The sequence below is a fragment of the Nocardioides donggukensis genome, from assembly GCF_014842875.1.
Lineage (GTDB): Bacteria > Actinomycetota > Actinomycetes > Propionibacteriales > Nocardioidaceae > Nocardioides > Nocardioides donggukensis.
Genome location: NZ_JACYXZ010000001.1, coordinates 661,202 through 683,034, shown reverse-complemented (window position 1 = coordinate 683,034; position 21,833 = coordinate 661,202). Strand labels below are relative to the sequence as shown.

At 72.8% G+C, this 21,833-nt stretch carries 20 protein-coding genes; 7 read left to right on the top strand and 13 right to left on the bottom strand.

The features are described from left to right. Positions 1 to 9: 9 nt before the first annotated feature. From trpS to IE331_RS03315, 3 genes are all read right to left on the bottom strand, one after another. Positions 10 to 1,086 (bottom strand): tryptophan--tRNA ligase, encoded by a 1,077-nt coding sequence (trpS, locus tag IE331_RS03325; RefSeq protein WP_192140458.1) that lies wholly within the window; start codon positions 1,084 to 1,086, stop codon positions 10 to 12. A gap of 55 nt (positions 1,087 to 1,141) precedes the next feature. Further along, positions 1,142 to 1,603, bottom strand: coding sequence for a hypothetical protein (locus tag IE331_RS03320; RefSeq protein WP_201930976.1), 462 nt, complete (start codon positions 1,601 to 1,603; stop codon positions 1,142 to 1,144). Positions 1,604 to 1,800: 197 nt separating this feature from the next. Next, positions 1,801 to 2,529, bottom strand: a complete 729-nt coding sequence (locus IE331_RS03315; RefSeq protein WP_192140456.1) for a class I SAM-dependent methyltransferase — start codon at positions 2,527 to 2,529, stop codon at positions 1,801 to 1,803. A 303-nt stretch (positions 2,530 to 2,832) separates the two neighbouring features. Here IE331_RS03315 and IE331_RS03310 point away from each other — a divergent pair, with 303 nt between their 5' ends. Both IE331_RS03310 and IE331_RS03305 read left to right on the top strand, forming a co-directional pair. Next, positions 2,833 to 3,111, top strand: a complete 279-nt coding sequence (locus IE331_RS03310; RefSeq protein ID WP_192140454.1) for a DUF4212 domain-containing protein — start codon at positions 2,833 to 2,835, stop codon at positions 3,109 to 3,111. After that, complete coding sequence (locus tag IE331_RS03305) at positions 3,108 to 4,784, top strand: sodium:solute symporter family protein (protein ID WP_192140452.1); 1,677 nt, start codon at positions 3,108 to 3,110, stop codon at positions 4,782 to 4,784. The genes IE331_RS03310 and IE331_RS03305 overlap by 4 nt, the downstream gene beginning before the upstream one ends. A 70-nt stretch (positions 4,785 to 4,854) precedes the next feature. Here IE331_RS03305 and IE331_RS03300 read toward each other — a convergent pair whose 3' ends face one another. Both IE331_RS03300 and IE331_RS03295 read right to left on the bottom strand, forming a co-directional pair. Then, positions 4,855 to 6,066 (bottom strand): MFS transporter, encoded by a 1,212-nt coding sequence (locus IE331_RS03300; protein ID WP_192140450.1) that lies wholly within the window; start codon positions 6,064 to 6,066, stop codon positions 4,855 to 4,857. An 87-nt stretch (positions 6,067 to 6,153) separates the two neighbouring features. Next, positions 6,154 to 8,370, bottom strand: a complete 2,217-nt coding sequence (locus IE331_RS03295) for an NADP-dependent isocitrate dehydrogenase (RefSeq protein WP_192140448.1) — start codon at positions 8,368 to 8,370, stop codon at positions 6,154 to 6,156. Positions 8,371 to 8,535: 165 nt separating this feature from the next. Between IE331_RS03295 and IE331_RS03290 the strand changes: the two genes are divergently transcribed. Further along, positions 8,536 to 9,429, top strand: coding sequence for an MIP/aquaporin family protein (locus tag IE331_RS03290; RefSeq protein ID WP_192140446.1), 894 nt, complete (start codon positions 8,536 to 8,538; stop codon positions 9,427 to 9,429). Here IE331_RS03290 and IE331_RS03285 read toward each other — a convergent pair. Next, on the bottom strand, positions 9,396 to 10,106 hold the full coding sequence (locus IE331_RS03285) for a hypothetical protein (protein WP_192140444.1): 711 nt from the start codon (positions 10,104 to 10,106) through the stop codon (positions 9,396 to 9,398). The genes IE331_RS03290 and IE331_RS03285 overlap by 34 nt on opposite strands. 108 nt (positions 10,107 to 10,214) lie before the next feature. Between IE331_RS03285 and IE331_RS03280 the strand changes: the two genes are divergently transcribed. After that, a complete protein-coding gene (locus IE331_RS03280) occupies positions 10,215 to 11,201 on the top strand; it encodes a malate dehydrogenase (protein ID WP_192140442.1) in 987 nt (328 codons plus the stop codon). Positions 11,202 to 11,367: 166 nt separating this feature from the next. On the opposite strand, the gene IE331_RS16895 is transcribed toward IE331_RS03280, so the two are convergent. From IE331_RS16895 to IE331_RS03255, 5 genes are all read right to left on the bottom strand, one after another. Further along, the gene (locus IE331_RS16895) at positions 11,368 to 11,832 is read right to left on the bottom strand and encodes a DUF3017 domain-containing protein (protein ID WP_201930974.1); all 465 of its coding nucleotides are present in this window, start codon (positions 11,830 to 11,832) and stop codon (positions 11,368 to 11,370) included. After that, on the bottom strand, positions 11,829 to 12,686 hold the full coding sequence (locus IE331_RS03270) for a bifunctional methylenetetrahydrofolate dehydrogenase/methenyltetrahydrofolate cyclohydrolase (RefSeq protein ID WP_192140440.1): 858 nt from the start codon (positions 12,684 to 12,686) through the stop codon (positions 11,829 to 11,831). Before IE331_RS03270 ends, IE331_RS16895 begins: the two co-directional genes overlap by 4 nt. 35 nt (positions 12,687 to 12,721) lie before the next feature. Beyond that, positions 12,722 to 14,332, bottom strand: coding sequence for a bifunctional phosphoribosylaminoimidazolecarboxamide formyltransferase/IMP cyclohydrolase (gene purH / locus IE331_RS03265; protein ID WP_192140438.1), 1,611 nt, complete (start codon positions 14,330 to 14,332; stop codon positions 12,722 to 12,724). Further along, complete coding sequence (gene purN / locus IE331_RS03260; RefSeq protein WP_192140436.1) at positions 14,332 to 14,952, bottom strand: phosphoribosylglycinamide formyltransferase; 621 nt, start codon at positions 14,950 to 14,952, stop codon at positions 14,332 to 14,334. The genes purH and purN overlap by 1 nt, the downstream gene beginning before the upstream one ends. A 72-nt stretch (positions 14,953 to 15,024) precedes the next feature. Beyond that, the gene (locus IE331_RS03255) at positions 15,025 to 16,254 is read right to left on the bottom strand and encodes a cell division protein PerM (protein ID WP_192140434.1); all 1,230 of its coding nucleotides are present in this window, start codon (positions 16,252 to 16,254) and stop codon (positions 15,025 to 15,027) included. Between the two features lie 101 nt (positions 16,255 to 16,355). Here IE331_RS03255 and IE331_RS03250 point away from each other — a divergent pair, with 101 nt between their 5' ends. The 3 genes from IE331_RS03250 to IE331_RS03240 all read left to right on the top strand — a co-directional run bounded on the left by IE331_RS03250 (position 16,356) and on the right by IE331_RS03240 (position 19,638). Next, positions 16,356 to 18,173, top strand: a complete 1,818-nt coding sequence (locus IE331_RS03250; protein WP_192140431.1) for a sensor domain-containing protein — start codon at positions 16,356 to 16,358, stop codon at positions 18,171 to 18,173. A gap of 114 nt (positions 18,174 to 18,287) precedes the next feature. Beyond that, positions 18,288 to 18,812: a SigE family RNA polymerase sigma factor gene (locus IE331_RS03245; protein WP_192140429.1), complete on the top strand. Its 525-nt coding sequence runs from the start codon at positions 18,288 to 18,290 to the stop codon at positions 18,810 to 18,812. Beyond that, complete coding sequence (locus tag IE331_RS03240) at positions 18,805 to 19,638, top strand: hypothetical protein (protein WP_192140427.1); 834 nt, start codon at positions 18,805 to 18,807, stop codon at positions 19,636 to 19,638. Before IE331_RS03245 ends, IE331_RS03240 begins: the two co-directional genes overlap by 8 nt. A gap of 64 nt (positions 19,639 to 19,702) precedes the next feature. Here IE331_RS03240 and sucD read toward each other — a convergent pair whose 3' ends face one another. Together sucD and sucC are read right to left on the bottom strand one after the other, a co-directional pair. After that, positions 19,703 to 20,584, bottom strand: coding sequence for a succinate--CoA ligase subunit alpha (gene sucD, locus IE331_RS03235; RefSeq protein ID WP_192140425.1), 882 nt, complete (start codon positions 20,582 to 20,584; stop codon positions 19,703 to 19,705). 13 nt (positions 20,585 to 20,597) lie between these two features. After that, positions 20,598 to 21,770: an ADP-forming succinate--CoA ligase subunit beta gene (sucC, locus tag IE331_RS03230; RefSeq protein WP_192140423.1), complete on the bottom strand. Its 1,173-nt coding sequence runs from the start codon at positions 21,768 to 21,770 to the stop codon at positions 20,598 to 20,600. Positions 21,771 to 21,833: the final 63 nt, after the last annotated feature.

The window sequence follows — 21,833 nt, the reverse complement described above, 5'->3', positions numbered from 1 at the left end:
GACCCGAGCCTACCGACCGACGCGCGGCACGAAACCGACTCGGTCGTACACGTCGGCCAAGGTCCGCTCGGCCACCGCCGAGGCCCGCTCGGCGCCGTCGGCGAGGATCCCGGCCAGGGCGGTCTCGTCCTCGAGCAGCTCGAGCGTGCGGTCCCGGAACGGCGTCACGAAGTCGACCACGACCTCGGCCAGGTCGCCCTTGTAGTCGCCGTAGCCGCGGCCGGCGTACTCCGCCACGAGGTCCTCGACGCTCCGGCCGGTCAGCGCCGAGTGGATCGTGAGCAGGTTGGAGATGCCCGGCTTGCCCTCGGGGTCGTGCCGGATCTCCGAGCCGGAGTCCGTGACCGCGCTGCGGACCTTCTTGGCGCTCTTCGCCGGCGGGTCGAGCAGCTCGATGATCCCGCCCGGAGAGGATGCCGACTTCGACATCTTGGACGTCGGGTCCTGCAGGTCGAGGATCTTCGCGGTGGCCTTGAGGATGTAGGGGTCGGGCAGCCGGAAGGTCTTCTTGTAGCGGTGGTTGAACCGCTGGGCGAGGTCCCGGGTGAGCTCCAGGTGCTGGCGCTGGTCCTCCCCGACGGGGACGAAGTGCGGCCGGTAGAGCAGGATGTCGGCCGCCTGCAGCACCGGGTAGGTGAACAGGCCGACGCTGGCGGCACCCTCCCCACCGTTGGCGGACTTGTCCTTGAACTGGGTCATCCGCCGCGCCTCGCCGAAGCCGGTCAGGCACTGCAGCACCCAGGCGAGCTGGGAGTGGGCCGGCACCTGGCTCTGCACGAAGATCGTCGAGCGCCGCGGGTCCACCCCCATCGCGACCAGCTGGGCGGCGGCCACCAGCACTCGGCTCCGGAGCAGCTTCGGGTCGTGCTCGACCGTGATCGCGTGCTGGTCGGCGATGAAGAAGTACGGCTCGTAGCTCTCCTGCAGGTCCACCCACTGACGCAGGGCCCCGAGGTAGTTGCCGAAGTGGAAGGAGTCCGCGGTCGGCTGGATGCCGGAGAGCACGCGTGGCCGCGACCCGCCGCCGCTGGCGGTCACCGCGGCGACGTCGGGGGCGGTGGCCTCGGCGCCAAGAGTGGTGGGCATGGGCGGCATTCTGTCAGGCCGCGCCGGACCCGCCGGAGGGTGTCTGGCGGGCGGCTCAGGCGGCAGCGCCCTCGGCGGGCTCCGCCGGCGGACGGACCATGCGCCACACAGCGGCGCCGGCGAGGACGCCGCCACCGAACACGAGGACCAGCCCGGGCCCGGGCAGCCAGCCGGCCGTCCCGACCAGGTTGAGCACGTGGAGCGCCTGCCAGGTGGGGAGGGCGACCGCGACCACGGCCAGCACGGAGCCCTGCAGGATGGCGGCCCGACGCAGCGGCACGAGGGCACCAGCCAGGCCGAGCATCGCCGCGTAGAACGTCCAGAGCCCGGGACCCCGAGCCCCGGAGATGGCGCCCAGCCCGGTGTCGATCCACGGCAGGAACGAACCGATCACCACCATGAGGACCGAGCCCAGCAGCATCCGCCGCCCCGGATCGGCGCCGCGTCGGGGGCGGGCCCCCCGGGCGGGGGCTCCGGAGGCTCCGGCGGTGGGACGGGGGGTGACTGCGTCGGCCATGGGTCGACTGTACGGATCCCGGGCCGGGTGCGGGAGCCCCTCGGGCCGCTTCGCCACCACTCGTCAGCGGTTCAACGGTCCCCGGGTACGACGAGCGGCGGGCCGGGTGCGACGAGCGGTCCACCACGTCCCTCCCGCGCGGCGGAGCTGCCGTTGACCGAGCGATCCGTGCCGCCCGGCGAACAGCGTGACCGCTGTCACAGCCGGACCTCGTAGGCGACGCCGGCGTGACTGGCGGCGCCCAGGGCCCGCAACTCGGCTCGAGCCGCTGGGAGCTCGGACAGCGGGCCTGTGAACAGCAGGTAGATGGGGCGCGGATCGACCGAGGCCGACTCGCGGATCCGGTCGAGCACGACCTGCAGGACGGCATCGTCGAACGGGTTGAAGAAGTAGAGGACGAGCGGCGCGCTCGGGAGCTCGAACTCGGTGGCGTCCATGGTCAGCAGACGGATGCGTCCGTTCCGCCTCAGCTCGGGCGGCAGCCGCGCCACGTTGCGGCGGGCGACCGCGTCGAGGTCGGGCGAGAACTCCACACCGATCACCCTCGCGAAGCTCTCGCGGGCTGCCAGGACCACGACCCGCCCCTTGCCCGAGCCGACGTCGACGAAGACGAAGTCACGCGGATCGACGTCCAACCCGTCCACGAGCGCGTGGAAGTGGTTCGGGTCCGTGGCCTGGTAGCGCACACCGTGGTCACGGTTGGCGCTCTCGATGTCGAGCGAGGTGAGTCGCACGATCCCCGCCGTGTCGATCCCCCACTCGGAGTCGAACCTGCGCTCCCAGCGCGCCGTCCGTCGACGGGACCGGGTCGAGGCCACCATCCGGCCGGCCTCGCGCAGGGTGCCGACGATGCCCCGTTGCCGACGCGCACGGGCGAGGCGCCGTCCGACCGCTGCCAGGTGGGCGACCGGCCTGCTCAGCGTCATGGCACTCCTCCAGCGCTCGTCGGGCTCGCCCGAGAACGACAGTGGGTGACAGCCACACACCCTGCCACATCGAGCCGATCGACCACTCGTCAGCGGCCCAGCGGGGCCTCGGGTACGACGAGCGGCGGGCCGGGCGCGACGAGCGGTCCACCCCGCCCTTCGTGGACGGCCAAAGTGCCGTTGACCGAGCAATCCGTGCCGCCCGGCGAACAGGGTGACTGGAATCACAGATCGGTATTGACCCCCCTGTTCCGGAATTGCTTGTCTCGTGCCCACGTGCAGTTCCGGACCAGGAGGACATCCATGGACGCAACCCAACGCCAGGCGTACTGGCGTCGCAATCTCAGGCTCATGGCGGTGCTGCTCAGCATCTGGGCCCTGGTCTCCTTCGGGGCCGGGATCCTGTTCGTCGAGCCGCTCAACGACATCGTGGTGGGCGGCTTCCCGCTCGGCTTCTGGTTCTCCCAGCAGGGCTCGATCCTCGTCTTCGTGGCGCTGATCGCGATCTACGTGTGGCGCATGGACAAGCTCGACGCCGAGTTCGGCATCGACGAGTACGAGCAGGAGGTGCACCACTCGTGAGCGACATCCAGCTCTGGACCCTGATCTTCGCGATCATCACCTTCAGCGTCTACATCTACATCGCCTACGCGAGCCGGGTGAGCAGCACCTCCGGCTTCTACGTCGCCGGCGGCGGCATCCCGGCCCCGGCCAACGGCGCCGCGATCGCCGCGGACTGGATGAGCGCCGCGTCGTTCATCTCGCTCGCCGGGATCGTCGCGTTCGCCGGGAACGGGTACGGCGGCTCGGTCTACCTCATGGGGTGGACCGGCGGCTACGTCCTCCTCGCGCTGCTGCTGGCGCCGTACCTGCGCAAGTTCGGCAAGTACACGATCCCGGACTTCGTGGGTGACCGGTACTCGGAGACCGCTCGTCTGGTCGCCGTGGTGGCCGCGATCGTGGTCTCGTTCGTCTACGTGGCCGGCCAGATGGCCGGTGTCGGACTGGTCTTCACCCGGTTCCTCGGCGTGAACACCACGACCGGCGTCGTGATCGGCATGGCGATCGTGTTCTTCTACGCCGTGCTCGGCGGCATGAAGGGCATCACCTGGACCCAGGTGGCGCAGTACAGCGTGCTGATCGTGGCCTACCTGATCCCGGCCTTCGCGGTGTCGACCAAGGTGACCGGCGTGCCGGTCCCCCAGATCGGCTTCGGGCAGATCCTCACCGAGCTCAACGAGCTGCAGGCCGAGCTCGGGCTGGCCGAGTACACCGAGGCGTTCGCCAGCACGAACATGCTGAACATGTTCCTCATCACCGCGGCGCTGATGTTTGGCACCGCGGGACTCCCGCACGTGATCGTCCGGTTCTACACCGCGAAGAGCGTGCGGGCGGCCCGGTTCTCGGCACTGTGGGCGCTGTTCTTCATCGCCCTGCTCTACACCACGGCCCCCTCGGTCGCGGCGTTCAGCAAGCTGCAGATCATCGAGGACCTGCAGGGGCAGGCCATCGCCGACACCCCGGGCTGGTTCAACACCTGGTCGGAGGTCGGCCTGGTCAGCGTCGCCGACGGCAACGGGAACGGGACGATCGACTTCGTCGACGAGGTCGTGATCAACAACGACATCATCGTGCTCGCCTCGCCCGAGATCGGCGGCCTCCCGGCGCCGATCGTCGGCCTCGTGGCGGCCGGCGCCCTGGCCGCGGCCCTCTCCACGGCCTCCGGCCTGCTGCTGGTGATCTCCTCGTCGGTGGCCAACGACGTCTACTACAAGAAGATCAACCCCCGGGCGACCGAGGCGCGCCAGCTGCTGGTGGGCCGGATCGCGATGGCCGGGGCGATCCTCGTGGCCGGCTACCTCGGCATCAACCCGCCAGGGTTCGTGGCCCAGGTGGTGGCGCTCGCGTTCGGCCTGGCCGCCGCCAGCTTCTTCCCAGTGCTGGTGCTCGGCATCTTCTGGAAGAACTGCACGGCCGCCGGGGCGACGGCGGGCATGCTGGCCGGACTGGGCACGACGATGGCCTACATGCTGTGGACGATCGACATCTACGGCAACGGTGACGGGATCTTCGGGATCCTCGAGACCGGGTTCGGCACGATCGGCATGCTCATCAACTTCACGGTGACGATCATCGTCTCGCAATTCACCACGAAGCCCTCGCCGATCATGCAGGAGCTGGTCGAGGAGGTCCGCTACCCGGGTCGGACCACGCTGGTCGCCAAGCACGCGGAGGGAGAGCTGCCGCCGCAGTGACCTGAGGACCGATCACCCGACGAGCCCTGGGGCCCCGACCGTCCGGTCGGGGCCCCAGGCCGTCCGAGGCTCAGGCCCTCCGGGCGCGCCGGTCCAGCACCGCGGAGACCGACAGGACCGCGAGCCCCAGCAGGGAGAGGGCGGCACCGACCAGCGCCGGCGACCGGTAGCCCCAGCCGGCGGCGATGACCAGGCCGCCGAGCCAGGCGCCGAGGGCGTTGGCGACGTTGAGCGAGGCGTGGTTCATGGCGGCGCCGAGAGTCTGGGCGTCGCCCGCGACCTCCATCAGCCGCAGCTGCAGGTTCACCACCAGCACCGAGCCGAGCACGGTGATCAGGGTGACCACGGGGAGCGCGATCCAGCCCAGTGGCGCCACGGCGGCGAACAGCAGCAGCACCACCGCCATGCCCAGGGCCGAGCCGAGCAGCGAGCCGAACACCGACCGGTCGGCGAGCTCACCGGCCACCCAGGTCCCGAGCACCATGCCCACGCCCAGTGCGAACAGGAAGACGGGCACCGCGCTCTCCGGCAGACCCCCCACCTCGGTGACCGTCGGCGCGATGTAGGTGTAGACCGCGAACATGCCGCCGAAGCCCACGGCCCCGGCGCCGAGGGTGAGCCAGACCTGCGGCACGGCCAGCGCCCCGAGCTCGCGCCGACCGCGGGCCTCCGGGTCGCCGGGCACCGCCGGCACGTAGCGGGCCACCAGCGCCATGGTCAGGGCGCCGAGCACGGTGACCGCCCAGTACGCCGACCGCCAGCCCAGGTGCTGGCCCAGCCAGGTCGCGGCCGGCACGCCCACGACGTTGGCCACCGAGAGGCCCAGCATCACCAGCGCCACCGCGCGGCCCTTCCGTCCGGGCGCGGCCAGCCCGGCGGCCACCAGCGACGCGACGCCGAAGTAGGCGCCGTGCGGCAGCCCGGCCAGGAATCGGGCCAGCACCAGCTCGCCGTACCCGCCGGCGAGCGCGCTGGCCGCGTTGCCCAGCGCGAACGCGGACATGAGGGCGAGCAGCAGCGCCCGCCGGGGCAGCCGGGCGCCCAGGAACGCCAGCACCGGCGCCCCGACGACGACCCCCAGGGCGTACGCCGAGATCACGTGCCCGGCCGAGGAGATCGAGACCCCGACGCCGTCCGCGAGCTGCGGCAGCAGGCCCATGCTCACGAACTCCGTCGTGCCGATGGCGAAGCCACCCGTGGCGAGCGCGAGCACGGCAGGACCCATGCGGGTCGCGCGCTGCTCCTCCGCGCCGTGGCTGGGCGCGGGCGTGGTGAGGCTCATGCGGGCTGCTCTCTGGGTGGGCGATCAGCGGCCGGCGGACCAGCGCTCACCTGCCGCAACCGGCGCCCGCGCCGGGCTATTCCGCTCTCACACGCTGAGGGCGGCGAGCGCCTCGTTGAACGTCGCCGACGGCCGCATGACCTGCTCGGCCTTCTCCGGGTCCGGGCGGTAGTAGCCGCCGATGTCGACCGGGGAGCCCTGCACCTCGAGCAGCTCGGCGCTGATCTGCTCCTCCTTGCCCTCCAGCGTCTGGGCCAGCTCGGCGAAGGCGGCCGCCAGCTCGGCGTCCTCGGACTGCCGGGCCAGCTCCTGGGCCCAGTAGAGCCCGAGGTAGAAGTGGCTCCCGCGGTTGTCGATCTCGCCGACCTTGCGGCGCGGGGACTTGTTCTCCTCCAGGAAGGTGCCGGTGGCGCGGTCGAGGGTGTCGGCGAGGATCCGGGCCCGGGCGTTGCCGGCGCTCTCGGCGAGGTGCTCGAAGCTGGCCGCGAGCGCGAAGAACTCGCCGAGGCTGTCCCAGCGCAGGTGGTTCTCCTTGACCAGCTGCTGCACGTGCTTCGGCGCGGAGCCGCCGGCACCGGTCTCGAAGAGCCCGCCGCCGTTCATCAGCGGCACCACGGAGAGCATCTTGGCGCTGGTGCCGAGCTCGAGGATCGGGAACAGGTCCGTGTTGTAGTCGCGGAGCACGTTGCCGGTCACGGAGATCGTGTCCTCGCCGCGGCGGATCCGCTCCAGCGAGTACGCCGTGGCCGCGGCGGGGTCCATGATCTCGATGGTCAGCCCGTCGGTGTCGTGCTCGGGGAGGTACTCCTCCACCTTGGCGATCAGGTGGGCGTCGTGGGCGCGCTCCGCGTCCAGCCAGAACACCGCCGGGACCCCGGTCGCGCGGGCCCGGGTGACGGCCAGCTTCACCCAGTCGCGGATCGGCTCGTCCTTGGTCTGGCAGGCGCGCCAGATGTCGCCCGGCTCGACCTCGTGCTCCATGAGCGTGGTGCCGGCCGAGTCCACGACCCGGATGGTGCCCGCCGCGGGCGCCTCGAAGGTCTTGTCGTGGGAGCCGTACTCCTCGGCGGCGCGGGCCATCAGCCCCACGTTCGGCACCGACCCCATCGTCGACGGGTCGAAGGCGCCGTGCGCCCGGCAGTCGTCGATCACGGTCTGGTAGACGCCGGCGTAGGAGGAGTCCGGGATCACCGCGAGGCAGTCGTGCTCCTCGCCGTCCGGGCCCCACATGTGGCCCGAGGTGCGGATCATGGCCGGCATCGAGGCGTCGATGATCACGTCGGAGGGCACGTGCAGGTTGGTGATGCCCTTCGTGTCGTCGACCATCGCCATCCGGGGCCCGTCGGCCAGGCCCTGCTGCACGGCCGCCTCGATGGCGGCCCCGTCGGGCAGGTCCGAGACCGAGCTCAGCAGTGCGCCGAGACCGTCGTTGGGCGAGATGCCCGCGGCGGCCAGCTGCTCGCCGTACTGCTCGAAGAGCGTGGGGAAGAACGCCTGCACCGCGTGGCCGAAGATGATCGGGTCGGAGACCTTCATCATCGTGGCCTTGAGGTGCACCGAGAAGAGCACGTCGTCGGCCTTGGCGCGGGCGATCTGCTCGGTGAGGAAGCGGCGCAGCGCGGCGACGTTCATGAAGGTGCCGTCGACGACCTCGCCGGCCAGCACCGGCACCGACTCCTTGAGCACTGTGACGGTGCCGTCGGCGCCGACGTGCTCGATGCGCAGGGTGTCCTCGGCGTCGACGACCACCGACTTCTCGTTGTGGCGGAAGTCGTCGGCGCCCATCGTGGCCACGTTGGTGCGCGACTCGGGGCTCCAGGTGCCCATCGAGTGCGGGTTCCGTCGGGCGTACTGCTTGACCGAGGCCGGGGCGCGTCGGTCCGAGTTGCCCTCGCGCAGGACCGGGTTGACGGCGCTGCCCTTGACCTTGTCGTAGCGGGCCCGGGCCTCCTTCTCCTCCTCGGTCGTGGGGCTCTCCGGGTAGTCGGGCAGGTCGTAGCCCTGCTCCTGCAGCTCCTTCACCGCGGCCTTGAGCTGCGGGGTGGAGGCGGAGATGTTGGGCAGTTTGATGATGTTCGCCTCGGGCGTCTTGGCCAGGTCGCCGAGCTCGGCCAGCGCGTCGTCGATGCGCTGCTCGTCCGTGAGCCGGTCGGGGAACTGGGCGATGATCCGGCCGGCCAGCGAGATGTCCCGGGTCTCGACGTCCACCCCGGCGGTCGAGGCGTAGGCCGCGATGACCGGCAGGAACGAGTGGGTCGCCAGCATCGGCGCCTCGTCGGTGATGGTGTAGATGATCTTGGACATGGGTGCGGCGACTCCTGGCTCGGTGGGCGTCGGTCGACAAAGTTGCTTGACGTCAAGATACCTGACGCGGCGTTGCGCTCACCCTCGCACCCGGTCGCCGCCCGGCGCTAGAGTGCCCGGCGAGCCCGGTCAGCGGGAGGACGACGCCCACGAGGGAGCCCCGACATGCAGCACTACCGGCAGGCGCTCGGCCAGCAGGTGGCCGCTGAGGCGTTCGGCACGTTCGTGATCGTGCTGGTGGGGGCCGCGACCGTCGTCGTCGCCGACGACCCCGTGGCCACCGGGCTGGCCTTCGGCCTGTCGCTGCTGGTCATGACCTACGCCGTCGGCCACCTCTCCGGAGGTCACTTCAACCCCGCCGTGTCGGTCGGCTTCGCCGTCAGCGGCCGCATGACCTGGCCGCAGGTCGGCGTCTACGCCGCCGCGCAGGTCGGCGGAGCCGTGGTCGCCGGACTCACGCTGTTCGTGGTGCTGCACGGGTACGACGGCTACGAGAGCCGCGGCAACATGGGGCAGAACTTCTTCGGCTCCGAGGCGCCGGGCGGGTTCGCGGTCTGGGCGGCTCTCCTGGTCGAGGTCGTCGCCGCCGCGATCTTCGTGCTGGTGATGCTCTCGGTGACCGACCGCCGCAACCCCGCAGCCGCCGTGGCCCCGGTGGTGCTCGGCCTGGGCCTGGCGGCGATCTACCTGGCGACCTCCGGCATGACCGGCGGCTCGGTGAACCCGGCCCGCTCGATCGGCCCCGGCCTGTTCGCGGGCACCGACGCCGTCCTGCAGCTGTGGCTGTTCATCCTGGCGCCGCTCGCCGGTGCCGCGCTCGCCGGGCTGGGGCACCCGCTGGTCTTCGGCCGCGACGAGGCACCGGTCCCCGGGTCGGGGCTGCGGCTCCCGCAGCGGCCCCGGCACGCCGCCGCGCCGGAGGCCGCCTCGCCGGAGGACAGGCGGACTGACGGGCCGGCTGATGGGCCGACTCAGGGGTCCGCGGAGCGACTCTCGGCCGGGCCCGGGGACCGGCCGGCGGACGATCACCCCGACCGGGAGTCCCCGGGCCGGTCCTGAGCGACCAGCGTCCACGTGCCGCCCGACCCGTCCCGCTCGACGAGCCCGGCCCCCGGCGCGTAGGCGGCACGGGTCACGGTGGGCTGGTCGGGACTGCTCTCCTCGAGCACGACCACGCCGTCGTAGTCGGCGTACGGCGTGCTGCGGGTGTCGTCGACCTCCAGGACCGTGACGTACTCGTCGCCGGCGCCGGGGACGACCGCCCGGGCCCAGCCGTCGCCCACCCGCGGCTCCGCCGGCATCGCCAGACCGGCCTCCGCGCCGGCCACGCCGGCCTGCCAGGAGCCCTCCGCCGGGTCCGTGACGGCGAAGAGCCAGACGTTCCCGTCCCGGTCCTGGGCGTAGCTGCGCTCGCTGGTCCGCCGCGCGGCTCCCCGGCCCTCGACGGAGCGGACCACCGTGGTCGCGACCCCGGCGACCTCACGGACCTCGGTCAGGACCTTGACCCGCAGCACCCGGTCCCCGGCGTCGTCCCGGTAGCGGCGGGTCTCCCCCGGCGGCAGCGGCAGCAGCGGGTTGTCGACCTCCGCCACGAAGTCGGCCGCGGCGGGGTCCGGGGTGGGGATCACCAGCTCGTCGATGCCGGTCGGGTCGATCTCCGGCGGGGCGGATCCGCACCCGGTGGCTGCCAGTCCCAGGATCCCCGCGAGCAGCACGGCGGGGACCCTGGAGCGCATGGGCACAGCATCCCATCGGCCTTGCGGCGCCCGAACCCGACCTCGCTGGGACCTCCGCGGCGCTGCTAGCGTGATCGGGAATCCACACGCTTCCTCGAAGGAGACCCCGTGAGCCCTGCCTCGCCCCTGAAGGTGGCCGTCACCGGCGCCGCCGGCCAGATCGGCTACAGCCTGCTGTTCCGCCTCGCCAGTGGCGCGCTCGGTGACCGCCCGGTCGAGCTCCGGCTGCTGGAGATCACCCCGGCCCTCAAGGCCCTCGAGGGTGTCGTGATGGAGCTCGACGACTGCGCCTTCCCGACGCTGGCCGGTGTCGAGATCGGCGACGACGCGAATGCGATCTTCGACGGCGCGAACCTCGCCCTGCTGGTCGGCGCCCGCCCCCGCGGCCCGGGCATGGAGCGCGGCGACCTGCTCGAGGCGAACGGAGCGATCTTCACCGCCCAGGGCAAGGCGCTCAACGAGGTCGCCGCGGACGACGTTCGGATCGGGGTCACCGGCAACCCCGCGAACACCAACGCGCTGATCGCGATGACCAACGCGCCGGACATCCCGCAGGAGCGGTTCTCGGCGCTGACCCGCCTCGACCACAACCGGGCGATCTCGCAGCTCGCGGCCAAGACCGGCGCCCCGGTCACCGACATCAAGAAGATGACGATCTGGGGCAACCACTCCGCGACGCAGTACCCCGACCTTTTCCACGCCGAGGTCGGCGGCCGCAACGCCGCCGAGGTCGTCGACGACCAGGCGTGGCTGGAGAACGAGTTCATCCCGACGGTGGCCAAGCGCGGCGCAGCGATCATCGAGGCGCGCGGCTCCTCCTCGGCCGCCTCCGCCGCCTCGGCCACCATCGACGCCGCCCGGGACTGGCTGCACGGCTCGGCCGCCGACGACTGGGTCTCGATGGCCGTCCCGTCCGACGGCTCGTACGGCGTCCCCGAGGGCCTGATCTCGTCGTTCCCGGTCACCACGGCGAACGGCGACTGGTCGATCGTCCAGGGGCTCGAGATCGACGACTTCTCCCGCGGCCGGATCGACGCCTCGACCGCCGAGCTCGCCGAGGAGCGGCAGGCCGTCAGCGACCTCGGCCTGATCTGAGGTCCGCCCCGGTCTCCGGGCCAGCCCGCGAAAAAGTGTCATACGACCGCAATTGCGGCCGTGTGACACTTTTTTCGCGCCAGAACATGTCAAAGGGCCGCAATTGCGGCCAATGGGCGGCCGGTTCGTCTTGCGGCCACCGGTCAGCCGGTCGATCGATCCGCGCTCAGCCGGGCTGGTTCGGGATCGTCGCGACGAGCGACAGCAGCGCGATCCCGGTGCCGACCAGGATCACCACGTCGAGGAGCTTGCTGCGGACCCGGAGCATCCCGGCATCCGGGTCGGGCAGCACCAGGCGCGCGGCCGCGGCGGCGATGAGGGCGATCGCCAGCCAGCTCACGCCGTTGCGCCAGGCGCCCGTGGCGGCCACGCCGATCCCGGCCAGCGCCCCACCGAGCACACCGAGGTAGACCATCCCGCCGATCGTCGACGGCTTGCGGACCTCGGTGACCCCCCGCACCCCACCCGGCTCCGCGGCCAGCGCGTCGGCACGGGCCGCCTCGGGGTCGTCGACCTCGGGGAAGCCGGACTCGCCGGAGCCCTCGGCGGAGCCGGCACCCGGCGGGTCCGAGGCAGGCGGCTCCCCACCGGCCTCCCGGTCCAGGGGATCCTGCGCGGCGTCGCCGCTCACGCGGACCCGAGCCCGTCCTCGGCGATCGAGACCACGTTGGCCAGCAGCATCGCCCGAGTCATCGGACCGACGCCGCCGGGGTTGGGCGAGACCCAGCCGGCGACCTCCCACACCTCCGGCGCGACGTCCCCCGCGAGCTTGCCGTCCACCCGCGAGACGCCGACGTCGAGCACGGCGGCGCCGGGCTTGACCATGTCGGCCGTGATGATGCCGGGCACCCCGGCCGCGGCCACCACGATGTCGGCGCCGCGCACGTGGCCGGCCAGGTCGGTGGTGCCGGTGTGGCACAGCGTCACGGTCGCGTTCTCCGAGCGCCGGGTCAGCAACAGCCCGAGCGGCCGACCGACGGTGACGCCGCGACCGACCACCACGACGTCGGCCCCGGCGATCGGCACATCGTGGCGACGCAGCAGCTCGACGATCCCGTACGGCGTGCACGGCAGCGGGGCCTCGTTGCCCAGCACCAGCCACCCGAGGTTGGTCGGGTGCAGCCCGTCGGCGTCCTTGGCCGGGTCGATCAGGCCGAGCACCCGGTTCTCGTCGCGCCCCCGCGGCAGGGGCAGCTGGACGATGTAGCCGGTGCAGGCGGGGTCCTCGTTGAGGGTCCGCACCGCCTCCTCGATCTCCTGCTGGGTCGCGACCTCGGGCAGGTCGACCCGGATCGACTCGATTCCGACGTCGGCACAGTCCTTGTGCTTGCCGTTCACGTACCACCGCGACCCCGGGTCGTCGCCGACCAGCACTGTGCCCAGCCCGGGGACGACGCCGCGCGAGCGCAGCGCCTCGACCCGGATGATCAGCTCGTCCTTGATGGCCTTGGCGGTCGCGGTGCCGTCCAGCTTGCGTGCAGTCACCTGCTCATCCTTCCATCCGCGTGGCGGGCGAGCACTCAGTGGGCGAAGTGCCGGGTCCCGGTGAAGTACGTCGTGACGCCGGCCGCCTGCGCCGCCTCGATGACCTCGTCGTCGCGGATCGAGCCACCGGGGGCGACGATCGCGGTGACGCCGGCCTCGATCAGGATCTCGGGGCCGTCGGCGAACGGGAAGAACGCGTCGGAGGCCGCGACCGACCCGGCGGCTCGCTCCCCCGCCCGGCTCACGGCCAGGTGGCAGGAGTCGACCCGGTTGACCTGGCCCATGCCGACGCCGACCGAGGCGCCGTCGGCGGCGAGCAGGATCGCGTTGGACTTCACCGCCCGGATCGCCCGCCAGGCGAACCGGAGGTCGGCCAGGGTGTCGGCGTCGGCCGGGTCCCCGGCGACCAGCCGCCACCGGGCCGTGTCGTCGCCGGTGGGGTTGCCCTCGGCGTCGCTGCCCTCCGCGTCGATCAGGTCGCGCTGCTGCATCAGCAGCCCCCCGGAGATCGGCCGGGTCTCGACGCCGCCGCCGGCCGGCGGGGCGACCTCGAGCAGCCGCAGGTTCTTCTTGCGCGCCAGGACGAGCAGCGCCTCGTCGTCGAACGCCGGTGCCACCACGACCTCTGTGAAGATGTCGCGGACGGTCTCGGCCATCTCCGCGGTCACGGTGCGGTTGGTCGCGATGATCCCGCCGTACGCCGACACGGGGTCGCAGGCGTGCGCCTTGCGGTGCGCGTCGGCGACGTCCTCCCCGACGGCGATCCCGCACGGGTTGGCGTGCTTGATGATCGCGACGGTGGGCTGGTCGCCGTGGTCGTAGGCCGCGCGGTAGGCCGCGTCCGCGTCGACGTAGTTGTTGTAGGACATCTCCTTGCCCTGCAGCTGCCGCCCCTGGGCGAGACCCGGCTGGGGCTGGAAGCCGTTGGTGTACAGCGCCGCCGCCTGGTGCGGGTTCTCCCCGTAGCGCAGGACCGCGGACCGGTCCCAGGTCGCCCCGAGCCAGACCGGGAACGGCGAGTCCGAGGCGCCCCCGGCACCCTCGGCGGGAGCCAGCACGCTCCCCATCCAGCTGGCCACGTGGACGTCGTACGTCGCGGTGTGGACGAACGCCTCCGCGGCCAGGGCACGTCGCTCGTCGAGGGTGAAGCCACCCTCCCGGGCGGCGCGCAGCACGTCGTCGTACCGGTCGGGTGAGGTGACGATGGCGACCGAGGGGTGGTTCTTGGCCGCGGCCCGCACCATCGAGGGCCCGCCGATGTCGATCTGCTCGACGCACTCGTCCGGCGAGGCGCCCGAGACCACGGTCTCGGTGAACGGGTACAGGTTGGAGACGACCAGGTCGAACGGCTCCACGCCGAGCTCGGCCAGCTGGGAGACGTGGTCGTCGAGGCGGCGGTCGGCCAGGATCCCGGCGTGCACCCGCGGGTGCAGGGTCTTCACCCGGCCGTCGAGGCACTCGGGGAAGCCGGTGAGCTCCTCCACCCGGGTGACCGGCAGGCCGAGGCCCTCGATCAGCGCGGCGGAGCCGCCGGTCGAGACCAGGGCCACCCCGGCGTCGTGCAGGCCACGGACCAGGTCCTCCAGCCCGGACTTGTCGTAGACGGAGACCAGTGCCCGCTTCAGCGGGACGCGTGCTTGCGACATCAGCCGAACCGCACCTTCCTGTCGGTGATCGTGAATCCTTCTCGGGCCATGCGGCCCACGGTCTCGACGAGCATCTGCCGCTCGGCGACCTTGATCCGCTCGTGCAGGGTGGCCGGGTCGTCCTCGTCGAGCACCGGCACCGGCACCTGCGCCACGATCGGCCCGGTGTCCACGCCGTCGTCGACGACGAACAGGGTGGCGCCGGTGACCTTGACGCCGTAGGCCAGGGCGTCGCCGGGCCCGTCGGTCCCCGGGAACGCCGGACAGAGCGCGGGGTGGGTGTTGACGACCCGGCCGCCGTGCGCGGCCAGGAAGTCCCGGCCGACCAGCTTCATGAACCCCGCCAGCACGATCAGGTCCGGCTCGAACGCGGCCACCGTCCCGGCCAGGGCGGCGTCCCAGTCCGCCCGGGTGGCGAACTGGTCCAGGCGGTGCACGAAGGTCGGCACCCCGGCCCGCTCGGCGCGTGCCAGGCCCCCGGTGCCGTCCCGGTCCGCCCCCGCGGCCGCCACCCGGGCGCCGTAGGAGTCCTCGGCGCAGGCGTCGAGGAGGGCCTGCAGGTTCGTCCCGGCGCCCGAGACCAGCACGACGAGGCGGGCGGGGTTCGGGGTGGGCGGCACGCGCCGGAGTCTAACGACCCGACGCCGGGCGGGCGCCGTCCGGGCGGGTCGCCCGGGCCGGGCGGATGCCGCTCAGGCGGCGACCGCGCGTCGCGCCCACCAGACCCCGGCCAGCCCCCCGAGCAGGCCGCCGATGCCGAGCGCCACGATGGCGTGCACGAGCACCTGGCCGGCGAGTGGCCCGACCTCGGCCATCCGCCCGGGACCGACCGCCCCGCCGGCAACGGCGGTCAGGGCGGCGATCAGCACACCGGCCACGACGCCGGCCACCAGCCCGCGCAGCGCCCCCTCGTCCCAGGCGGTCGTGGGGCGCCGCCCGGCGGCCCGGAAGCTGCCGAGCGCCGCGCAGAGGACCGGGACGACGACCAGGTACGGCAGCCAGGTCGGGACCGGACCGTTGTCGGGCAGCGCCGCCAGCAACGGGAACATCGGCACCGGTCCGATCGCGACCACCGAGGGCGAGACGAGGGTCCCGGTCCCGACGGCGAAGCCGGGCCCCAGCAGGTACGCCGCCGCGAACAGCACCGCGTTCGGCACGAGGGTGAGCACCAGCAGCACGAACAGCAGCGTGTCGCCGGTGTCGGTGTGCAGGCGCGACACCACGTTGACCGCGGCACCGAGGTCCAGCAGCAGCGCACCGGTGAACACCGCCGCCGAGACCCCCAGCAGGGTGAGCAGGATCGAGGCCACCGCCGCTCCGCCGGCCCGCACAGCCGCGGGCACCAGCGAGAGCCAGATGGCCGCGCGACCGGAGCCGATGGCGATGCCGATGCCGCCGAGCACGGCCGCGAGCAGCGTCGCCCACAACAGCACCGGGCCGGTGCCGGCGGGGCCGGGAGCGCCGCCGGCCGAGAGCACGACCGCGGCGACGGTCACCAGCAGGTACGGAGCCGTGAACAGCAGGGTCGAGGCGGCCACGGTCCAGTCCCGGTCCCCGTCGGAGAGTGCGGCCGCATCGGGACCGTGGCCCGCGACGGACTCGCCCAGCCGGACCGCCGAGCGCCACACCTGCCACACGACCAGCAGGGTGACCCCGAGGGGTACGACGGTCACGGCGGTGCCGCGCACGTCGACCCCGGCGCCGTGCGCCATGAGCCAGGCGGTGCCCCCGGTGCGCAGGGCGTCCCGCGGGGTGCCGTGCATCCCGGCGTCGGCGAGGAACCAGCCGGCGAGGGCGACCCCGAGGCACACCGCCAGCGGCACCACCGCCGAGGAGAGCCCGGCCGCGGTCGCCAAGAGCGTGAGCGGTCGGCGCGGCGCGTCGGCGGCGGTGGCACGGGGAGGGCTGAGCGTCGCGGTCATGGCCCGGCCATCCTCTCCCGCACGTCGGGGACCGGTCCGCTGCACACGCCGCGGTGCCGCGTTTCGCCTCCTCCCGGAGGCTCACGTAACGTGGTGGGGCCATGCGAGGTTCCGAGGAGTTCGACGCGTTCTACCAGTCTGCGCGGAGCAGGGTGCTCCTGCAGACCTACGCCCTGACCGGCGACCTCCCCGCCTCGCGCAGCGCGGTCCGCGACGCGTTCGTGGCGGCCTGGCACCACTGGCCGAAGGTCTGCCGGCTCGACGACCCGGAGGGCTGGGTCCGCCCGCACGCCTGGCAGCACGCCCAGCGCCGGCACACCGCCCGGATCTGGCACCGGGACCGCTCGCTGGACGACTCCTCGCGCGCCACCCTGGAGGCCCTGGGCAAGCTCGGTGTCACCCAGCGCAAGGCACTGCTGCTGACCCAGCTCGGCTCGAGCACCCTGCCGGAGATGGCACGGGAGGTCGCGCTCACCGACGACGCGGCGAGCAGCGCCCTGCAGAGCGCGACGTCGCAGTTCGCCGTGCACCGCGGGGTGCCCTCCTCCTCGATCAGAACGCACCTCGAGGCGCTCGGCCCACGGGTCGCCGACGCCCGGTTCCCCCGTCCGAGCATCATCCGGCGGGCCGGCGCCGCCCGGCGGCGTGCCCACACCACGGCCGGCGTGCTGGCGGCGGTGGTCGCCCTGTTCCTCTCGGGGATGGTCGTCCACGAGAACGGCGGGGCCGAGGCCGACATCGGCGCCGCGGTGCAGAACGCGCCGGCTCCGCCACCGGACGAGCCCGAGGCCGGGCTGCGGACCAGCGACCTGCTGGATCGCGACGAGATCAACCGGCTCTCCCCCGGCCGCGCCAAGGTCAAGGCCTCGACCAGCGACAACACCGAGGGCGACGGCATCAACGTGCTGTGCCAGCGGGAGCGCTTCGCCGACCCGGACGGGGTCGCGGCCCTGGTCCGGACCTTCGACCTGTCGGGCCGGCCCGAGCTCGGGGCGGTCCAGAGCCTGGAGCTCTCCCGGTCGCCCAAGGACGCCCGGCAGGCCTACCGCCGGGCGCTGTCGTGGTTCGGCGACTGCTCCGAGCCGCGCGTCCAGCTGCTCGCCAGCCACCGACTCGACGGCGTCGGGGACGAGGGCATGGTGCTCGTGCTGCGGTCCTGGCGCGAGCCCGTGACGACGTACACGCTGGGCATCGCCCGCACCGGCAGCCTGGTCAGCTCCACGCTGCGCAGGACGGCCGACGGCCGGCCGCCCCGGCTCCAGCCGATGGTCCGGCTCACCGGCGCCTCGGTGGCCCGCCTGTGCGGCCAGCCGGAGGCCGGCGACTGCACGACCCGACCCACGACGCGGCCGGCGCCGCCGCCGCCGCCGGCCGAGGCCGCCGGCATGCTGCAGGTGGTGGACCTCCCGCCCATCGACGGCATCGTCCGGCCCTGGATCGCCACCGACCCGTCGAAGCCGAAGGTGAACACGGCGGCCACCCGGTGCGACAACGCCGACTTCCGTGGAGACGCGGTACGCCGCGCCGCCACCCGGAGCTTCCTGGCTCCCGAGGCCAAGGTGGCCCGGACGTTCGGGATCACCCAGACCGTCGGCCGGTTCGGCTCGCCGGAGGGCGCCCGCGCCTTCGTCGGCAGGCTCCGCGACCGCCTGGCCGGCTGCGAGGACCGCGACCTGACCGCCACCGTGCGTCAGGTCTACGACCGACGCCAGGGCGCGGTCGAGGCGGCCGTCTGGCGGGTCACGACCGAGGTGTCGGACCAGCGCGCGGTCAGCTTCGACATGGCCCTGGTGCGCGACGGCGCGCTGGTCTCCCAGATCGGCTTCGTCCCGGCACCCGGCCGGACGATGGAGGCGGACCGCTTCCGGGCCCTCGCCGAGCGCGCCCTGGAGCGGCTGCAGCAGATGCCGGGGCGCTGAGCCGGCCCGATCCCGGTCGCGATGTCGGTCGCGGGTCGCTCCGGAGGCAACCCGAGCCGCCTCTGAGGCGTATACCCCCTCGAGGACCGGATCGGACAGGACGGGGTGAGGCGCGTGGACGAGTCGGAGTTCGATGAGTTCTACACCTCCTCGCGAGCCCGGATCATCGGGCAGCTGTACGCGATGATCGGGGACCACGACGAGGCCCAGGAGTGCGTCCAGGAGGCGTTCGTCCGGGCCTGGGCACACCGGGGCAGCCTGTCCCGGGCGCAGCACCCCGAGGCGTGGGTGCGAACCACCGCGTACCGGCTCGCCGTGAGTCGCTGGCGGCGGACCCGGCTGGCCCGTCGGCCGGCGGACCGGGCGGTGTCGGCTCCGGTCACCGCCGGGCCGCCCGACGACGCCCGGGTGGCCCACGTCGCCCTCATCGAGGCGTTGCGCCAGCTCCCCGAGAAGCAGGTGCGCGCCCTGGTCCTGCACCACCTCTGCGACCTCCCCGTCGCCGAGGTCGCCCGGGAGACCGGCGTGCCGGAGGGCACGGTCAAGGCACGGCTCGCCCGGGGCCGGACCGCGCTGGCCGCCCTGCTCGACGACGGTCTCGGACAGCCCGGATCACCCGAAGGAGCCCACCATGGCTGACCCGATCGACGAGCTGGAGCGCCTCCGGGGGCACACCGTCGGACTCCACGACACGATGCCCCCCGCCGCGGAGATCCGACGCCTCGGCGACCGCCGTCGGCGCCGCGAGCAGGGCCTGGTGGCCGGAGCGGCCGCGGCCGCCGTCGCCGTGGTCGCCGTCACCGGCGCTCTCGCCGGCGGCGCCCTGGACCGCGACGCCGCCCCGCAGCCGGCGGCACCGAGCGAGCCGCCGCCCAGCCGGAGCCCGTCCGTCACAGACGTGCCCACGGACATCCCGCGGGACTTCCCGCTCGACCTGGGGGCGCTCGACCTCACCGGCGACGGCGGAGAGCTGCGGGGTCCGGCGCCCGGCGCGACCGGGCTCGAGGAGCTCGAGGTCTGCGGGCAGCCGGTCTGGGACACCGAGCCGGCCTCGAGGCTGGGGTTCACCTCGACCGGTCCGGAGACGGCCGACCGCCGCGAGCTGCGCGTCTACCCCTCGGCCGAGGAGGCGGTGGCCGCCATGTCCCGCCTGCAGGAGCTCCCGGCCTGCGGCGAGGAGCCCACGGCGGACCCGGGGCGCTCCTGGGTCTGGCGCCCCTACGACGCCACCACGGGCTACGCCACCGTGAGCTTCGGTGCGTCCTTCAGCCAGGCGCCCGACGACGCCCCGCCCCTCGGCGGTGAGGCCTACGTCGTGACCCGGGTGGGGAGCGCGGTGCTGGCCCTGTGGTCGAGCGGCGAGACGTCACCGGACACCCAGGCCCAGTCCGTGACCGGCATGACGGAGACCGCACGCGGGCTCACCCCGAGGCTGTGTCGCTACACGGTGGCCGGCTGCGACTGACCCCGGCGTACGTCGGCCCCGACAGCGTGCGCTGCCGGGGCCGACGTCGAGGTCGCAGGACGACTCAGGAGCGCTCGAGGATCTCGCGCATCAGTGTGGCGGTCTCGGACGGCGTCTTGCCGACCTTCACGCCGACGGCCTCGAGGGCCTCCTTCTTCGCCTGGGCGGTGCCCGAGCTGCCGGACACGATGGCGCCCGCGTGACCCATCGTCTTGCCCTCAGGAGCCGTGAACCCGGCCACGTAGCCGACGACCGGCTTCGTGACGTGGTCCTTGATGTACGCCGCCGCACGCTCCTCGGCGTCGCCGCCGATCTCGCCGATCATCACGATCGCGTCGGTCTCCGGGTCCTCCTCGAAGGCCTTCAGCGCGTCGATGTGCGTGGTGCCGATGATCGGGTCGCCGCCGATGCCGATGCAGGAGGAGAAGCCGAAGTCCCGCAGCTCGAACATCATCTGGTAGGTCAGCGTGCCCGACTTCGAGACCAGGCCGACCCGGCCGGCCTTGGTGATGTCGGCGGGGATGATGCCGGCGTTGGACTTGCCCGGGCTGATCAGCCCGGGGCAGTTCGGGCCGATGACCCGGGTGCCCTTCGCCTCGGCGTACGCCCGGAACTCCGCGGTGTCGTGCACCGGGACGCCCTCGGTGATGACGATCGCCAGCGGGATCCCCGCGTCGGCGGCCTCGATGACGGCCGCCTTGGTGAACGCCGGCGGGACGAAGAGGACCGAGACGTCGGCGCCGGTCTCCTCCATCGCGTCCGCGACCGACCCGAACACCGGGATGTCGTTGCCGTCGATCGACACCGTCTCGCCGGCCTTGCGGGGGTTCACGCCGCCGACGATGGTCGTGCCGGAGGCGAGCATGCGCGTGGTGTGCTTCATGCCCTCGGAGCCGGTCATGCCCTGGACGATGACCTTGCTGTTCTCGGTGAGGAAGATTGCCATGTCGTTGTCCCTCTCAGGCTCGGTTGGCGGCGGCGAGCTCGGCGGCCTTGTCGGCCGCGCCGTCCATCGTGTCGACCAGCGTCACCAGCGGGTGGTTCGCCTCGTTGAGGATCCGCCGGCCCTCCTCGACGTTGTTCCCGTCGAGCCGGACGACCAGCGGCTTGGTGGCCTCGTCGCCCAGCTTCTGCAGCGCGCCCACGATGCCGTTGGCCACCGCGTCGCAGGAGGTGATGCCGCCGAAGACGTTGACGAAGACCGACCTCACCTGCTCGTCGCCGATGATGATGTGCAGGCCGTTGGCCATCACCTCGGCCGAGGCGCCACCACCGATGTCGAGGAAGTTGGCCGGCTTCACGCCGCCGTGCTCCTCGCCCGCGTAGGCCACCACGTCGAGGGTGGACATGACCAGGCCGGCGCCGTTGCCGATGATGCCGACGGAGCCGTCGAGCTTGACGTAGTTCAGGCCCTTCTCGGCCGCCGCCAGCTCCAGCGGGTCGGCGTCCTCCACCAGCTCGAACGCCGCGTGGTCCTCGTGCCGGAAGTCGGCGTTGGTGTCGAGGGAGACCTTGCCGTCGAGCGCCTCGAGCGAGCCGTCGCCGAGCCGGACCAGCGGGTTGACCTCGACCAGAGAGGCGTCCTCCTTGATGAAGACGTCCCAGAGGCTCTTGATGACCGACTTCGCCTCGTCGGCGATCTCGGCCGGGAAGCCCGTGGCCGCGACGATCTCGTCGGCCTTCGCGTCGTCCACGCCGACCTGCGGGTCGACGGCGACCTTGGCGACCGCGTCGGGGTTCTCCACCGCGGTGACCTCGATCTCCACCCCACCCTCGATCGAGGCGATGCACAGGTAGTTGCGGTTCGCGCGGTCGACCAGGAACGAGAAGTAGTACTCCTCGGCGATGTCGGCGGCGGGGGCGATCAGCGCGCGGTGCACGGTGTGGCCCTTGATGTCCATGCCGAGGATCTCCTCGGCCTTGGCCACCGCCTCCTGCGGGTCCTGGGCGAGCTTCACGCCACCGGCCTTGCCGCGGCCACCGACCTTCACCTGGGCCTTGACGACGACCTTGCCGCCGTTGGCCTCGGCGGCCGCTGCCGCGTCCGCGGGATCGGTCACCACGGTGCCGACCGTCACCGGCACGCCATGCTTCGCGAAGAGCTCCTTCGCCTGGTACTCCATCAGGTCCACGATGCACCCAGTCCTTGTCCAGTTCGCCGAGAGTGTTCCGGGCCGCCGGAGGAGCAGGTCAGG

What these genes read in the sequence shown, in the direction of transcription:
- trpS (WP_192140458.1), bottom strand. Translation starts at nt 1,086, where the DNA reads ATGCCCACCACTCTTGGCGCCGAGGCCACCGCCCCCGACGTCGCCGCG.
- IE331_RS03320 (WP_201930976.1), bottom strand. Translation starts at nt 1,603, where the DNA reads ATGGCCGACGCAGTCACCCCCCGTCCCACCGCCGGAGCCTCCGGAGCC.
- IE331_RS03315 (WP_192140456.1), bottom strand. Translation starts at nt 2,529, where the DNA reads ATGACGCTGAGCAGGCCGGTCGCCCACCTGGCAGCGGTCGGACGGCGC.
- IE331_RS03310 (WP_192140454.1), top strand. Translation starts at nt 2,833, where the DNA reads ATGGACGCAACCCAACGCCAGGCGTACTGGCGTCGCAATCTCAGGCTC.
- IE331_RS03300 (WP_192140450.1), bottom strand. Translation starts at nt 6,066, where the DNA reads ATGAGCCTCACCACGCCCGCGCCCAGCCACGGCGCGGAGGAGCAGCGC.
- IE331_RS03295 (WP_192140448.1), bottom strand. Translation starts at nt 8,370, where the DNA reads ATGTCCAAGATCATCTACACCATCACCGACGAGGCGCCGATGCTGGCG.
- IE331_RS03290 (WP_192140446.1), top strand. Translation starts at nt 8,536, where the DNA reads ATGCAGCACTACCGGCAGGCGCTCGGCCAGCAGGTGGCCGCTGAGGCG.
- IE331_RS03285 (WP_192140444.1), bottom strand. Translation starts at nt 10,106, where the DNA reads ATGCGCTCCAGGGTCCCCGCCGTGCTGCTCGCGGGGATCCTGGGACTG.
- purH (WP_192140438.1), bottom strand. Translation starts at nt 14,332, where the DNA reads ATGTCGCAAGCACGCGTCCCGCTGAAGCGGGCACTGGTCTCCGTCTAC.
- IE331_RS03255 (WP_192140434.1), bottom strand. Translation starts at nt 16,254, where the DNA reads ATGACCGCGACGCTCAGCCCTCCCCGTGCCACCGCCGCCGACGCGCCG.
- IE331_RS03250 (WP_192140431.1), top strand. Translation starts at nt 16,356, where the DNA reads ATGCGAGGTTCCGAGGAGTTCGACGCGTTCTACCAGTCTGCGCGGAGC.
- IE331_RS03240 (WP_192140427.1), top strand. Translation starts at nt 18,805, where the DNA reads ATGGCTGACCCGATCGACGAGCTGGAGCGCCTCCGGGGGCACACCGTC.
- sucD (WP_192140425.1), bottom strand. Translation starts at nt 20,584, where the DNA reads ATGGCAATCTTCCTCACCGAGAACAGCAAGGTCATCGTCCAGGGCATG.